The sequence below is a fragment of the Streptomyces sp. NPDC047085 genome (assembly GCF_040643735.1).
Taxonomy (GTDB): Bacteria; Actinomycetota; Actinomycetes; order Streptomycetales; family Streptomycetaceae; genus Streptomyces.
Genome location: NZ_JBEYUW010000006.1, coordinates 343,622 through 356,637, shown reverse-complemented (window position 1 = coordinate 356,637; position 13,016 = coordinate 343,622). Strand labels below are relative to the sequence as shown.

The window sequence follows — 13,016 nt, the reverse complement described above, 5'->3', positions numbered from 1 at the left end:
GACCGTCAGGGGCCGACGGTGGACGGAGAGCCGCCGTAGGGCGTCGTCGCCGGGCGGCTGGATTCATCCGATATACGCGCTCACATGAGCGGACTACCGATCATACGAGAAACTCGCGCCGGTGTGGGCAAAGTTTTGGTCCAGTCCTGGACCCCGCAAGCCACCGGACCGTCACCGTGCGTGCACGGCCGGCGCACCGCGCCACCAGAAAGGCCACGGACCTCAGCCGGACGGCACAGCGTCCGACTGAGGTCCGTGGGCCGCGCCACCGCGCGTGGCGAACGTCAGGGCGGTGAGACGCGGATCAGCACTGGGGCCGCTTGCCGTGGTTCGCGGCGTGGCTGCGGCGGGCCTTCTTCTTCCGGCGTCGCTTCGAGGACATGGGAACCTCCTGCGGATGCGGGGGGATGGAACGTCACGATGGAGACCAATACGCGTGAATGCGCACTGATACGCACAATGCGCACAAGTACCGTATCTCTGAGTGTTCGCCTCCTCCACCGCAGGCCGGGCCGGTCGGGCAGGGGCATGGGCGTGGTCCGACTGGCACGCCGCACAAACGGACAATTATCGTTTTTCTATCAAGCTATTCCGCCTGTACCACAGGAGCAGGGATGACTGGTGACCCCGAGCCGATCAGCGTGGACGCCCGTCGCGCGCTCGAACACGAGCTTGCCGACCTGCGCAAGGAGCGCGGACTCGTCGCCGCGTCCCTGCGGGACAAGAACAACGACGACGTGGGCGATCGCGGCGACGAGGCCGACGAGTTGCGGCGCGCCGATCAACTCCAGCGGCTGGACAACCGGATCGAGCAGATCACCGTGCGGCTGCGCCAGGCGGACCTGGCGGGCCCGGTCCGGACCGACGAGGTCGGCGTGGGCAGCACGGTGACCGTCCGGTTCCCGGACGGCTCGACGGACACCTTCCACGTCGGTGAGCTGCCCGACGCCGAGGACGAGCAACTGGTCACGTCCCACAGCCCGCTGGGCAGCGCGCTGCTCGGCCACCGCCCCGGCGACACGGTCCGGTACGACACGCCGGAGGGGCACGCGTCCGCGGTCGTGGTGTCGATCGGCTGAAGGAAGGCGACTGACGGCAGGCGCCTGGGAAGGCGACCGCGCGTCCTGGGTCAGCGTCTTGGGTCAGCCGAGTCCGGCTGACCCTGTTGGTTCGGCGTCAGTCTTCGTAGCGGCTCGGCGGATAGGGTGCTCGCTGCCTGCGCGAGAACGAGCCGGTCTCCATCTCGCCGCGGTCGACCTGGCGTTCGACCTCGGCCCGTCCCTCCTCGTACTGCGCGTCGGGACTCGGCTGCTCGTAGACGGGCAGGCCCGCCTCGCGGCGGTCCTCGATGATGCGCCGGTCGAGCTGTGCCGCATTGGGGCGCCGCGGCATACCGCGTCCATGTCCGAAGTCCAGGTCGCCCGCGACCTGCTTGTTGGACTTGTGATGGTGGTGGTGTCCCATGGATCCTCCCTGAAAGTCCCTACGTGGCCGCCGTGCCCGAGGCCGGCTTGTCGGTGGCGGCCCCGGGCTCCGCGGCCTTCTCGGCGTCCGCGTCGCCCTTGCGGATGGTGCAGTGCAGGGAGTCGTGCTCGATGTCGGCGACGATCGTGTCGCCGGGATCCGCCTCGCCACTGAGCAGCAGTTCGGCGATGCGGTTGTCGAGTTCCGCCTGGATCGTGCGCCGCAGCGGACGGGCGCCGAACTCCGGCTGGTGACCGTGTGCGATGAGCAGCTTCTTGGCGGCCTCCGTGACCTCCAGCCTCATGCCCTGGGCGTGCACCCGGCGCTTGCTCTGGTCCAGCAGGTGGTCGACGATCTTCGACAGATCGTCCTCGGACAGGCCGTGGAAGATGATGATGTCGTCGATGCGGTTGAGGAACTCGGGCAGGAACCGGCCCCGCAGGTCGTCCATCAACTGGTCCTTCAGCTCGGACACATCGCCCTTGTGATCGAGGATCAGATGCGCGCCGATGTTGGACGTCATGATGATGACGCAGTGCCGGAAGTCGACGGTGCGTCCCTGGGCGTCCGTCAGGCGCCCGTCGTCCAGGATCTGGAGCAGCGTATTGAAGACGTCGGGGTGCGCCTTCTCGACCTCGTCGAACAGGACCACGCTGTACGGCTGCCGGCGCACCTTCTCGGTGAGCTGGCCCGCCTCCTCGTAACCGACGTATCCGGGAGGCGCGCCCACGAGCCGGGCGACCGTGTGCTTCTCCTGGAACTCGCTCATGTCGAAGCGGATCATGCGGTCCTCTTCGCCGAACAGCAACGCGGCGAGCGTCTTGGCGAGTTCGGTCTTGCCGACACCTGTGGGACCGAGGAAGAGGAACGAACCCACGGGCCGGTTCGGGTCGCCCATGCCCGCACGGTTGCGGCGCACCGCCTGGGCGACCGCGGTGACCGCCTCGTCCTGGCCGACGATCCGCGCGTGCATCTCCTCCTCGAGCCTGAGGAGCCGCTCCTTCTCGCTGGCGGTGAGCTGGGAGACCGGGATGCCGGTGCGGCGGGAGACGATGTCGGCGATGTCGGCCGCCGAGACGGTGACGACGCCCTCGCGGCGCTCCTCGATCCCGGCCAGCTCGCCCTCCGCCTCGGCGATCTCCCGCTTCAGGGTGGAGGCCTTCTCGAAGTCCTCCGCCGCCACCGCCTGGTCCAGCTCACGGCGCAGCTTGGCGATGCGGTCCTCGCGGCTGACGATCTCGGTGGAGCGGCCGGCGCTGCGCAGCCGCACCCGGGCACCGGCCTGGTCCATCAGGTCGATCGCCTTGTCGGGCAGGAAGCGGTCCGTGATGTAGCGGTCGGACAGCTCGGCCGCGGCCTCCAGCGCCCCGTCGTCGAAGCGGACCTGGTGGTGCGCCTCGTACGCGTCCCGCAGGCCTTCGAGGATCAGTACGGTCTCCTCGACGGTCGGCTCCGGAACCAGCACGGGCTGGAAGCGGCGTTCCAGGGCGGCGTCCTTCTCGACGTACTTGCGGTACTCGTCGATGGTCGTGGCGCCCACGACGTGCAGTTCGCCCCGGGCCAGCGCGGGCTTGAGGATGTTGCCCGCGTCCATGGAGCCCTCGCCGGTCGCGCCCGCGCCGACGACCGTGTGGAGTTCGTCGATGAACAGGATGATCTGGCCGCTCGCCGCCTGGACGTCCTCGATGACCTTCTTCAGCCGCTCCTCGAACTGGCCCCGGTACTGCGCCCCGGCCACCAGGCCCGACATGTCGAGGGCGACGACCCGCTTGTCCTTCAGTGTGTCGGGGACCTCGCCCGCCACGATCCGCTGTGCCAGGCCCTCCACGATCGCGGTCTTGCCGACGCCGGGCTCGCCGATGAGGACGGGGTTGTTCTTGGAGCGCCGGGAGAGGATCTCGACCGTCTGCTCGATCTCCTCCGCACGCCCGACCACCGGGTCGAGCCTGCCCGCCTTGGCTTCCTCCGTGAGGTCGCGCCCGTACTCGTCCAGCGTCGTGGCCGGCTTCTTCCGCTCGGCGGCAGGGGCTTCCGTGCGGGCCGCCTGCTCCGTGAGGCCGGCCAGTTTCTTTCCGTCGATCCCCTCGGCGGTCAGCAGCCGTCCGGCGCCGGAGGCGACGTCGTCCAGTAGCGCGGTGAGGATGTGCTCGGGGCCGATGTAGGAGACCCCCGCCGCCTGTGAGTGGGCGAAGGCGGAGGCGAGGGTGCGCTTGGCCGCCGGGGTCAGGCCCGGCTCCGCGGACGGCTGCCTGGCCTCGCGGGGCAGGACCGCGGCGAGCTCGGTCGCGAGGTTGTCGGGATTCACCCCCACCTGGGCGAGCAGCCGGCGCGAGGGATCGACCTGTGTCGCGGCCCAGAGCAGATGCTCCGTGTCCAGGTCGGTCGTTCCGTCGTCCACCGCTTTTTGCGCCGCCAGATTGAGGAGTTCCTGCGAGGACTCCGTCAGCAGCCGTCCGATCGGTACGCGCTGCACCGCGGGCGGCGAGGTGGCCGGGGACATGCCGAAGAAGCGGTTGAACAGTTCACTGAAGGGATCGGAGGAACCGAACGGTGAACCGAACGACATCGACGACATGGCAGCTCCCGGTGCACGGCGGACCAGGTTTTCACTGAACCGCGATGCCCAGTGCCCCGCAACCGGAGCACGGACGGGCTCGGCACCGGCTCGGCACCGACTCTGCAGAAGGGGTCGAGGCGCAGGTGAAACGGTCGTCGAGCGGCCCCCCGAACCGCTGAGGTCAGTTCGCGGCTTCGGCCTCGGTGCCATTCGGCAGGAGGGCGAGGAGCTGTCGGGTGTGGCCGGGCAGTTCGACGTCCGCGAGCCCGGTGACGAGGTCCCTCAGCGGCATGGGCTGATCGACGAGGAGGGTGTCGTGGGAGAGCAGCCGGGTGGGGACCGGTGTGTCGAGTTCGGCTTCGCTCAGCAGGGGCCCGCCCAGTGCGCACAGGGCGTCCGCCTGGAGGCGGATGCGCTCGCGGAGCCCCGCGGTGCCGCCGGTGAGCGCGATGAGCCGGTCGATGGTCCAGATGTCGAGCGCGACGCGGTTGTCGTACGTCGTGTGCGCCCCCGCGGCGATGTCGGAGACGGCGGCGAGGGTGGCGGCGTTGACGAGGGAGACGTGCGCCAGGATCTGGTCGGCGTTCCACTCGCCGGGCGGCGGGACGAGGTGGGGGCCGTCGGAGTCCGCGACGGTCGCGGCGGCGTCCAGCAGCGCGCGGTAGGCGTCCCGAAGCGTGGTGGTGTCCATGACGTCTTCGTGCCTTCTCTCTGCGGTCGTGCGCGGGGTGGAAGGGGGCGAGGTGGAAGGGGGCGGCGGGGTGGCGGCGACCGCCGGCTCAGGTGTGCGCGGGAGACATCTCCCAGGGCGCCTGCGGAAGGACCTCGCCGGTCTCGAGCAGGGACTTGAGGTTCGCCAGCACGGCCGGCCAGCCGCGCGAGATGCCGCCCAGCATCTCCCGGTTGGGGAGGTGCTCGTGGGTCACGGTGAGGCGGACGATGTCCTGGTGCGGTTCGACGAGGAAGGTGACCACCGACGGTTCCCTGGTCGCCGCGATGTCGGGGGCGTCGTCGAAGGTGATGACCAGGCGCGTCGGGGGCTCGCTCTCCATCACTCGGCCGACGACGTCGACGGCGCCCGATCCGTCGACGCGCCGATGCTCCCAGGCCGAGCCCGGCTGCCAGTCCGAGACGTTGGCGTGCCCCCAGTAGCGGGCGGTCAGGTCCGCGTCGGTCAGGGCTTTCCAGACCTGCTCGGCGCTCGCGCGGATGTAGGTGACGTAGACGTAGTCCGGCACGGCCGTGGATCCGTCGGTCATGGCGTACTCCTCGTGGAGGCGGGGTGTGGGCACGCCTCAATTATGCAGGCGTTTGCCTGCATAATGTCAACGGCGGATGCCCCGGCCGTCAGAGGTCGTGATCGTCTACGGCTCCCGGTGGCCCCGGGTGCTCCCGCGGTCGCGGCTCATTCGCCCGCCGCCGGGCTCAGCGCCACCACGGCCTCGTCGGTGTAGACCAGGAACGTGAGCGTCTGCCGGAAGTACAGCTCGATGTCGGTGTCGTCGTGGCTCGTGTAGCCGATCGCCAGGTCCTGGCCGAGCCTCAGCTCGAAGTCCCCGCCTCGCGTGGAGATCAGGAAGCCTCCGTCGAGCGCGGGAGCCCAGACCAGCGTGCCGTCGAGAATGCGGCCGAGGTGGGCGGCGATGGGGTAACCGTGGTCGGACGTCTCGTTGACGGCGGTGTACGCGTCGGCGCCGAGCAGCAGCGAGTACGGGCCGTCGACACCCGCGAGGCGGAGCGTGGTCAGTGCCTGGCTGACGGCGTCCGGGTAGTGGCGCGGATCGGCGGGGAGGGCGATCACGGGGTTGGACGTCCGGTGGCGCAGCCCGTCGATGCCGGCCGCCGGGTACCCGTCGAAGACGGCCCGGTCCTCGGCGAACGCGATGGCGCGCGCCGCGTCCTTGACCGGCTGCCAGTCGGAGTCCTTCGCGCCGCGCTCCACGTCGTCGACCGCGGCGCGGCCGAGCTTGAACGGCACGCGCAGCTCGACCAGGCGCTGCGCCGCCCGCAGCCACGCCGAGACACCCTCCGCCGGTGCCTCGATGCCCTCGAGGTGTCCCGTCCCCACGGCCGCCAGCTCCGGCCCGTCGGGTCCGGAGACGTCCACGACCCGCCGGCCCGCGACGTGACGACGGAACGTGCGGCCGGCTTCCTCCTCGATCTCGCTCCACGCCTGCGGCGTGATCGGCGCGAGCTCCCGGTGCAGATTGTTCGCGACGCCGGATGTGGTCATGCTCAGGCTCCTTTCAGGCCGCCGATGCCGAGAGATCCGTCGGCCCGTGCCTCGGCTGCCGTCGGGGCCGGGGGAAGGTCGTCGAGGAAGGTGGCGGTCGGCACGTGGAACAGACCACCGGTGACCGCCGTCGAGAAGTCGAGGATCCTGTCGTGCCGGCCGGGTTCCCGGCCGAGGAACATGTTCCTCAGCATCTCTTCCGTCACCTCGGGGGTCCGGGCGTAGCCGATGAAGAAGGTCCCGAATTCGCCCTTCCCGATGGTTCCGAAGGGCATGTTCTCGCGTACGATCTTGAGCTCGTTTCCGTCCTCGTCGGTGATCGTGTTGAGGGTGACATGCGAGTCGGCGGGCTTCACCTCGTCCGGGAATTCGATGTTTTCCAGCTTCGACCGCCCGATGACCATTTCCTGTTTCTCCGGCGGCAGGGCGTTCCAGGCCTCCAGGTCGTGCAGGTACTTCTGGATGATGACGTAGCTGCCGCCCTTGAAGTCCGGGTCCTCGTCGCCGACGTACACCGACTCGACCGCGTTCTCGCCCTCGGGATTCTCGCTGCCGTCGACGAATCCGAGCAGGTCCCGGTCGTCGAAGAACCTGAATCCGTGTACTTCGTCGACCACGGTGGCGGCTCCCTTGAGCCGTTCGACGAAGAGCCGGCCCAGTTCGAAGCAGAGGTCCATGCGGTGGCCCCGTACGTGGAAGAGGAGGTCACCGGGGGTGCCGAGGGCTCGGTGGCGCTCGCCGATCAAGTCCACGAACTGATGCAGGTGTTGAGGTCGCGGACCGCTGAAGAGCCGGTCCCATGCCGCGGATCCGATCCCGACGACACAGCTGAGCTCGGCATCGGGCACCCGGAACCCGACCGAGCGCTTCAGGGTCGCGACATCCTCCAGCAGGTCTCGGACGGTCTCCTCGCCGCCCGGCGAGATGGTGACCACGAGAAACAATGCGGCCCTGGCCGGCGGGACGACAACGGGCTGGGGTTCCATACCGGATCCTGCCTCCTCATCGGCTGCATGCACGACGAACATAAACGCTGTCGGCTGTCGGCGCGCGGTCGTCCCCGCCGGCGAGCGGAAGAGTGGGAGCGGCGGTCCCGGTGCGCTTTCCGGGGAGCCGTCGGGTAGAGCCATGACGTGCTGTTTCGCCAACTGGAATATCTGGTCGCGCTCGCCCGGGAGCACCATTTCGCGCGCGCCGCCCAGGCCTGCCATGTCTCCCAGCCCGCACTGTCGGAAGGGATCCGGAAGCTGGAGGAGGAGCTGGACGTGCCGCTCGTCCGGCGCGGCCGGAAGTACGAGGGCCTCACCCCCGAAGGGGAGCGCATCGTGGTGTGGGCGCAGCGGATCCTGGCCGACCGCGACGCCCTCAAGAACGAGGTCGGGGCGCTGCGCAGCGGGCTGAGCGGCCGGATGCGGATCGGCTCGGTCCCGACCGCGTCCGCCGCCGTCTCCCTGCTGACGGCTCCGTTCTGTACGGCGCACCCGCTGGTCACCGTCGAGGTGGCGACGGATCTCCGGTCGGAGGACATCCTCCGTCGACTCCAGCGGTTCGAGCTCGACGCCGGAATCACCTATCTGCCCACGGATCCTGCGGGCAATTTCGGCGATTTCCGCGATTTCGGAAGCTTCACGTGGCGCACCGGGAGACGGCCACCTGGGCGGAGGCGTCACGGCTGCCGCTGTGCCTGTTGACCGAGGCCATGCAGGGGCGCCGGGTGCTGGACGAGGTGTTCGCGAAGGCGGGGGCACGCCCCTCGCCCCGCGTCGAGACCGACTCCGTGGCGGCGCTGTTCGCCCAGGTCAGGACGGGCCGCTGGGCGAGCGTCGTGCCGCACGCCTGGCTCCATGTGTTCGGCGTCCCGCACGGGATGCGGGCGGTTCCGCTGGTCGAACCCGCCTGGACCGTTCCGGTCGGGCTGGTGACCACCGCCCAGCGGCCGGGGTCCGTCATGGCCCGCGCCCTGACGGAGATCGCCGGGCGGACCGATGTCGCCGCCGCGCTGGAGCGCCTGCCCGGGTATTCCGCCCTGCCGTAGGGCTCACGTGCCTGTCATGGCCCCACGTGGCTCCCCGGGCCGCAGCCATGGGCGCCGCTCAGGCGACCGGCTGCGGCTGGAGGCGCTCGGCGCCGGCGTAGACGTTCATCGAGTCGCCACGCAGGAAGCCGACCAGGGTCAGGCCGGTCTCCTCGGCCAGGTCCACGGCCAGCGAGGACGGCGCGGAGACGGCGGCGAGCATCGGGATGCCGGCCATGACCGCCTTCTGCACCAGCTCGAACGAGGCGCGGCCGCTGACCATCAGCACGGTGCCGCGCAGGGGCAGCAGTCCCTCGCGCAGGGCGTGGCCGACGACCTTGTCCACCGCGTTGTGGCGGCCCACGTCCTCCCGCAGGCACAGCAGCTCGCCCTCGGCCGAGAACAGGCCGGCCGCGTGCAGGCCACCGGTGGTGTCGAACACCTTCTGGGCCGCCCGCAGCTTGTCGGGAAGGGAGGCCAGCAGCTCCGGGCCGACGCTCAGCCGGTCCTCGGCCACGGTCCAGGCCGCGGTGGTGCGCACCGCGTCCAGGCTGGCCTTGCCGCACAGGCCGCACGAGGACGTCGTGTAGAAGTTGCGCTCCAGGGAGGCGTCGGGTGCCTGGGCGCCCGGGCCTAGGACGACGTCGACCACGTTGTACGTGTTGCCGCCGTCCGCCGTGGCGCCGGCGCAGTAGCGGATTCCGGCCACGTCGGTGGCGGTGTGGACCGCGCCCTCGCTGACCAGGAAGCCGGCGGCCAGGTCGAAGTCGTCGCCGGGGGTACGCATGGTGACGGTGAGCGGGCGTCCGCCGACCCGGATCTCCATCGGCTCCTCGGCGGCCAGGGTGTCGGGGCGGTGTGAGATCACGCCGTCGCGGATGCGGAGAACCCTGCGCCGGGCGGTCACTCGTCCCATGGTCTTGTTCCTCTCCGGTCTGAGAAATCCACTGTAGGTGACCTCGTGGCCGAGGGAGATCGGCCCAAGGTCGGCGATGGTGACCGGCCGTGTACGGATGCGGCCGCTCAGTCGGCCGGTGCGGCGGCCGTCGTGACCCGGGCGGGTTCCAGCCGGATCAGCACGCCCTTGGAGGTGGGGCAGTTGCTGATGTCGGCGACGCTGTCGAGCGGGACCAGGACGTTGGTCTCCGGGTAGTAGGCCGCGGCGGATCCGGGGCTGGCGGGGTAGGCGACGATCTTGAAGTTCTCTGCGCGGCGCTCCCTCTCGTCGTGCCAGACGCCGACGAGGTCGACCATGTCGCCGTCGGCGAACCCGAGGAGTTCGAGGTCGGTGGGGTTGACCATCACGACCCGGCGGGCGTTGTGGATGCCGCGGTAGCGGTCGTCGGGGGCGTACCAGACGGTGTTCCACTGGTCGTGCGAGCGCAGCGTCTGCAGCAGCAGGTGGCCCTTGGGCACGTGCGGCATCGTGAAGTCGTTCTGAGTGAAGACGGCCTTGCCGCTGGGGGTGTTGAAGACGCCCTGGTTGGCCGGGTTGGGCAGGTTGAAGCCGCCCGGCTTCGACACGCGGGCGTCGAAGTCCTCGAAGCCCGGTACGACGCGGGATATCCGGTCGCGGATGGTGCCGTAGTCGTCCTCGAAGTCCCGCCACGGGATGCCGTAGCGGTCGCCGAGGGTCGCGGCGGCCAACCGGCTGACGATGGCGACCTCGCTGAGCAGGTGCGGGGAGGCGGCCGGGAGCTTGCCCCGGGAGGCGTGCACGTCGCTCATCGAGTCCTCGACGGTGACGAACTGCTCGCCGGTGGCCTGGATGTCCTTGTCGCTGCGGCCCAGGGTGGGCAGGATCAGGGCGGTCTCGCCGCACACCGTGTGGGAGCGGTTCAGCTTGGTGGATATGTGCGCCGTCAGACGGCAGTTGCGCATCGCCTGCTCGGTGACCTCGCTGTCGGGCGTGGCCCGGACGAAGTTACCGGCGACGCCGAGGAAGAACCTGGCGCGTCCCTCGTACATGGCGCGGATGCCGTGGACGGCGTCCAGGCCGTGCCGGCTCGGCGGGGTGAAGCCGAACTCCTTGCCCAGGGCGTCCAGGAACGTCTGCGGCATCCGCTCCCACACGCCCATCGTGCGGTCGCCCTGGACGTTGCTGTGGCCGCGCACCGGGCAGGCGCCCGCGCCGGGCTTGCCGATGTTGCCGCGCAGCATCAGGAAGTTGACGACCTCGCGGATGGTGGGGACGCCGTGCTTGTGCTGGGTGAGTCCCATCGCCCAGCACACGACGATCGACTCGGCCTTCAGGACGCGCTGGAAGACCTCGTCGATCTCCTCGCGGGAGAGGCCGGTCGCGTCGAGGACGTGCTCCCAGGAGACCTTGCGTGCGTGCTCGGCGAACTCGGCGAAACCGGTGGTGTGCTTCTCGATGAAGGCGTGGTCGAGCACCGTGCCCGGGGCGGCGTCCTCGGCCTCCAGCAGGAGCAGGTTCAGGGCCTGGAAGAGGGCGAGGTCGCCGCCGGCCCGGATGTGCAGGAACTGGTCGGCGATCCGCGTGCCCTTGCCGATGACGCCGCGCGGGCGCTGCGGGTGCTTGAAGCGCAACAGACCCGCCTCGGGCAGCGTGTTGACGGCGACGACCTGGCCGCCATTGCGCTTCGTCTCCTCCAGGGAGGAGAGCATGCGCGGGTGGTTGGTGCCCGGGTTCTGCCCGACGACGAAGACCAGGTCGGAGGTCTCCAGGTCGTGGAGGGAGACGGTGCCCTTGCCGACGCCCAGGGTCTCCGACATCGCGGAACCGCTGGACTCGTGGCACATGTTGGAGCAGTCCGGCAGGTTGTTGGTGCCGTAGGCGCGGGCGAAGAGCTGGAGGAGGAAGGCGGCCTCGTTGTTGAGGCGGCCCGAGACGTAGAAGAGAGCCTCGTCGGGGGAGGCCAACTGCTTCAGCTCCCGAGCGAGGACCTCGAACGCCTGCTCCCAGCCGATCGGCTCGTAGTGGGTCGCGCCGGGCCACTTGACCATGGGTTCGGTCAGCCGGCCCTGCTGGTTGAGCCAGTAGTCGGACATGGTGCCCAGCTCGGCTATCGAGTGCTCACGGAAGAACTCGCGGGTGACGCGGCGCGAGGTGGCCTCGTCGTTGATGTGCTTGGCGCCGTTCTCGCAGTACTCGTTCATGTGCCGCTTGCCCGGCGCGGGCTCGGGCCAGGCGCAGCCGGGGCAGTCGATGCCCTTGGCCTGGTTGATGTTCAGCAGCGTCAGCATGGTGCGCCGCGGGGACGTCTGGCTCAGCGAGTACCGCAGCGCGTGGGTCACGGCGGGCACACCCGTCGCCCAGGTCTTGGGGGGCGTGACCGACAGATCGTCGGCCGGGTCCTCGATGCCGCTGCTCATGGTGTCGTCCGCCTCTTTCTGCCGTGCGCGTCCGTCAGCGGTCCTCCATCGCGCTCCGCGATTTCCGAATCCGCCGCGAAGGCAGCCTCCGCTGACGAGACGGCAAAAGTCAAAGAGGCCATTTCGATGACGTGATAAGCGCCGTTTATCTGAGCCTCTCTCCCCCAGGCCAGAGCTGCTCACCAGGCACGACGCACGCCCGGCGGGTGTCTCGAATCACGCTGCGAGCGTAGATAAACGGCACCTATCGGCCCATCAACCACCCCTCTTTGACTCCGCCGCGAATTTGGTCGACGCTGATCGGCGGACGGTAATCCGACCGCCTGAGGGCAGCAGAGGAAGAAGGCAGGACCGTGCCCCGACCGCACTCCGACCAGCGCCCCCTGGTGGACCGCTTCGGCCGGATCCACACGGACCTGCGTCTGTCCCTGACCGACCGCTGCAACCTGCGGTGCACGTACTGCATGCCGGCCGAGGGCCTGGCGTGGCTGCCCAGGGAGGAGGTGCTCACCGACGACGAGATCGTGCGCCTGGTCGCCATCGCCACCGAGCGGCTGGGCATCACCGAGGTCAGGCTGACCGGCGGTGAACCGCTGGTGCGCCGCGGCCTGCCCGCTCTGGTCGCCCGCCTCGCGGACCTGCCCCTGGCTCCGGAGCTGTCCCTCACCACCAACGGCATCGGCCTGGCCCGCTGCGCGACCGCCCTGCGCGAGGCCGGGCTGGGCCGGGTCAACGTCAGCCTGGACACGCTCCGCCCGGAACACTTCGCCGCCCTCACCCGGCGCGACCGGCTCCCCGACGTGCTGGCCGGTCTGCACGCCGCCCGGGCCGCCGGTCTGACGCCCGTCAAGGTGAACGCGGTTCCGGTGCGGGGTGTCAACGACGACGAGATCGCCGACCTGGCCGCCTTCGCCGTCGAGCACGGCTACCGCATGCGGTTCATCGAGTCGATGCCACTGGACGCGCAGGGCGCCTGGGAGCGGGACCGGATGGTCACGGCCGAGGAGATCCTCGACCGTCTCGGCGCGCGCTTCGCACTCGTCCCGGTCGGGAGGGAGGACAACGCCCCCGCCGAGGAATGGCGTATCGCCGGCACGGACGCCGTGGTCGGTGTCATCGCGAGTGTCACCCGGCCGTTCTGCGGCGGTTGCGACCGGGTGCGGCTCACCGCGGACGGCCAGCTGCGCAACTGCCTCTTCGCCACCGAGGAGTCGGACCTGCGGGCCCTGCTGCGCGGCGGCGCCGACGACACGGAACTCGAGGCGGCCTGGCGCACCTGCCTCGCGGGCAAGGCCCCCGGCCACGCCATCGGCAGCGCCGGCTTCCGCCGCCCGGACCGCCCCATGTCGGCCATCGGCGGCTGACGCGCGCTGTCGCGCGGACCAGCACCCTTCGACACAAGGATAGGACCG

The 13,016-nt window shown here is 70.0% G+C and carries 12 protein-coding genes; 4 read left to right on the top strand and 8 right to left on the bottom strand.

Going from position 1 to position 13,016, the window contains the following annotated elements; all coding sequences use genetic code 11:
• Positions 1-614: 614 nt before the first annotated feature.
• Positions 615-1,079 (top strand): GreA/GreB family elongation factor, encoded by a 465-nt coding sequence (locus ABZ865_RS22905; RefSeq protein ID WP_361233162.1) that lies wholly within the window; start codon positions 615-617, stop codon positions 1,077-1,079.
• A gap of 97 nt (positions 1,080-1,176) precedes the next feature.
• On the opposite strand, the gene ABZ865_RS22900 is transcribed toward ABZ865_RS22905, so the two are convergent.
• From ABZ865_RS22900 to ABZ865_RS22875, 6 genes are all read right to left on the bottom strand, one after another.
• Entirely contained in the window at positions 1,177-1,464 is a 288-nt protein-coding gene (locus tag ABZ865_RS22900; RefSeq protein WP_361233159.1) for a hypothetical protein, read from the bottom strand.
• Between the two features lie 19 nt (positions 1,465-1,483).
• Entirely contained in the window at positions 1,484-4,039 is a 2,556-nt protein-coding gene (locus tag ABZ865_RS22895; protein ID WP_361233156.1) for an ATP-dependent Clp protease ATP-binding subunit, read from the bottom strand.
• Positions 4,040-4,202: 163 nt separating this feature from the next.
• Entirely contained in the window at positions 4,203-4,712 is a 510-nt protein-coding gene (locus ABZ865_RS22890; protein WP_361233153.1) for a hypothetical protein, read from the bottom strand.
• 88 nt (positions 4,713-4,800) lie between these two features.
• Entirely contained in the window at positions 4,801-5,313 is a 513-nt protein-coding gene (locus ABZ865_RS22885) for an SRPBCC family protein (protein ID WP_361233150.1), read from the bottom strand.
• Positions 5,314-5,426: 113 nt separating this feature from the next.
• On the bottom strand, positions 5,427-6,254 hold the full coding sequence (locus ABZ865_RS22880) for a family 1 encapsulin nanocompartment shell protein (RefSeq protein ID WP_361233147.1): 828 nt from the start codon (positions 6,252-6,254) through the stop codon (positions 5,427-5,429).
• A 2-nt stretch (positions 6,255-6,256) separates the two neighbouring features.
• Complete coding sequence (locus ABZ865_RS22875; RefSeq protein ID WP_361233647.1) at positions 6,257-7,240, bottom strand: Dyp-type peroxidase; 984 nt, start codon at positions 7,238-7,240, stop codon at positions 6,257-6,259.
• Positions 7,241-7,387: 147 nt separating this feature from the next.
• Here ABZ865_RS22875 and ABZ865_RS22870 point away from each other — a divergent pair, with 147 nt between their 5' ends.
• Positions 7,388-7,945 carry a LysR family transcriptional regulator gene (locus tag ABZ865_RS22870; RefSeq protein WP_361233144.1) on the top strand — a complete coding sequence of 186 codons (558 nt, stop codon included), beginning with the start codon at positions 7,388-7,390 and terminating at the stop codon, positions 7,943-7,945.
• The gene (locus ABZ865_RS22865; protein WP_361233141.1) at positions 7,942-8,289 is read left to right on the top strand and encodes a LysR family transcriptional regulator substrate-binding protein; all 348 of its coding nucleotides are present in this window, start codon (positions 7,942-7,944) and stop codon (positions 8,287-8,289) included. The genes ABZ865_RS22870 and ABZ865_RS22865 overlap by 4 nt, the downstream gene beginning before the upstream one ends.
• Positions 8,290-8,347: 58 nt before the next feature.
• Here ABZ865_RS22865 and fdhD read toward each other — a convergent pair whose 3' ends face one another.
• Positions 8,348-9,184: a formate dehydrogenase accessory sulfurtransferase FdhD gene (fdhD, locus tag ABZ865_RS22860; protein WP_361233139.1), complete on the bottom strand. Its 837-nt coding sequence runs from the start codon at positions 9,182-9,184 to the stop codon at positions 8,348-8,350.
• Positions 9,185-9,291: 107 nt separating this feature from the next.
• Positions 9,292-11,604 (bottom strand): FdhF/YdeP family oxidoreductase, encoded by a 2,313-nt coding sequence (locus tag ABZ865_RS22855; protein WP_361233136.1) that lies wholly within the window; start codon positions 11,602-11,604, stop codon positions 9,292-9,294.
• A 353-nt stretch (positions 11,605-11,957) separates the two neighbouring features.
• Here ABZ865_RS22855 and moaA point away from each other — a divergent pair, with 353 nt between their 5' ends.
• Complete coding sequence (gene moaA, locus ABZ865_RS22850) at positions 11,958-12,968, top strand: GTP 3',8-cyclase MoaA (protein ID WP_361233133.1); 1,011 nt, start codon at positions 11,958-11,960, stop codon at positions 12,966-12,968.
• The last annotated feature ends 48 nt before the right edge of the window (positions 12,969-13,016 follow it).

Coding starts and splice junctions, on each gene's coding strand:
- ABZ865_RS22905 (WP_361233162.1), top strand. CDS start 615: ATGACTGGTGACCCCGAGCCGATCAGCGTGGACGCCCGTCGCGCGCTC.
- ABZ865_RS22900 (WP_361233159.1), bottom strand. CDS start 1,464: ATGGGACACCACCACCATCACAAGTCCAACAAGCAGGTCGCGGGCGAC.
- ABZ865_RS22895 (WP_361233156.1), bottom strand. CDS start 4,039: ATGTCGTCGATGTCGTTCGGTTCACCGTTCGGTTCCTCCGATCCCTTC.
- ABZ865_RS22890 (WP_361233153.1), bottom strand. CDS start 4,712: ATGGACACCACCACGCTTCGGGACGCCTACCGCGCGCTGCTGGACGCC.
- ABZ865_RS22880 (WP_361233147.1), bottom strand. CDS start 6,254: ATGACCACATCCGGCGTCGCGAACAATCTGCACCGGGAGCTCGCGCCG.
- ABZ865_RS22875 (WP_361233647.1), bottom strand. CDS start 7,240: ATGGAACCCCAGCCCGTTGTCGTCCCGCCGGCCAGGGCCGCATTGTTT.
- fdhD (WP_361233139.1), bottom strand. CDS start 9,184: ATGGGACGAGTGACCGCCCGGCGCAGGGTTCTCCGCATCCGCGACGGC.
- ABZ865_RS22855 (WP_361233136.1), bottom strand. CDS start 11,604: ATGAGCAGCGGCATCGAGGACCCGGCCGACGATCTGTCGGTCACGCCC.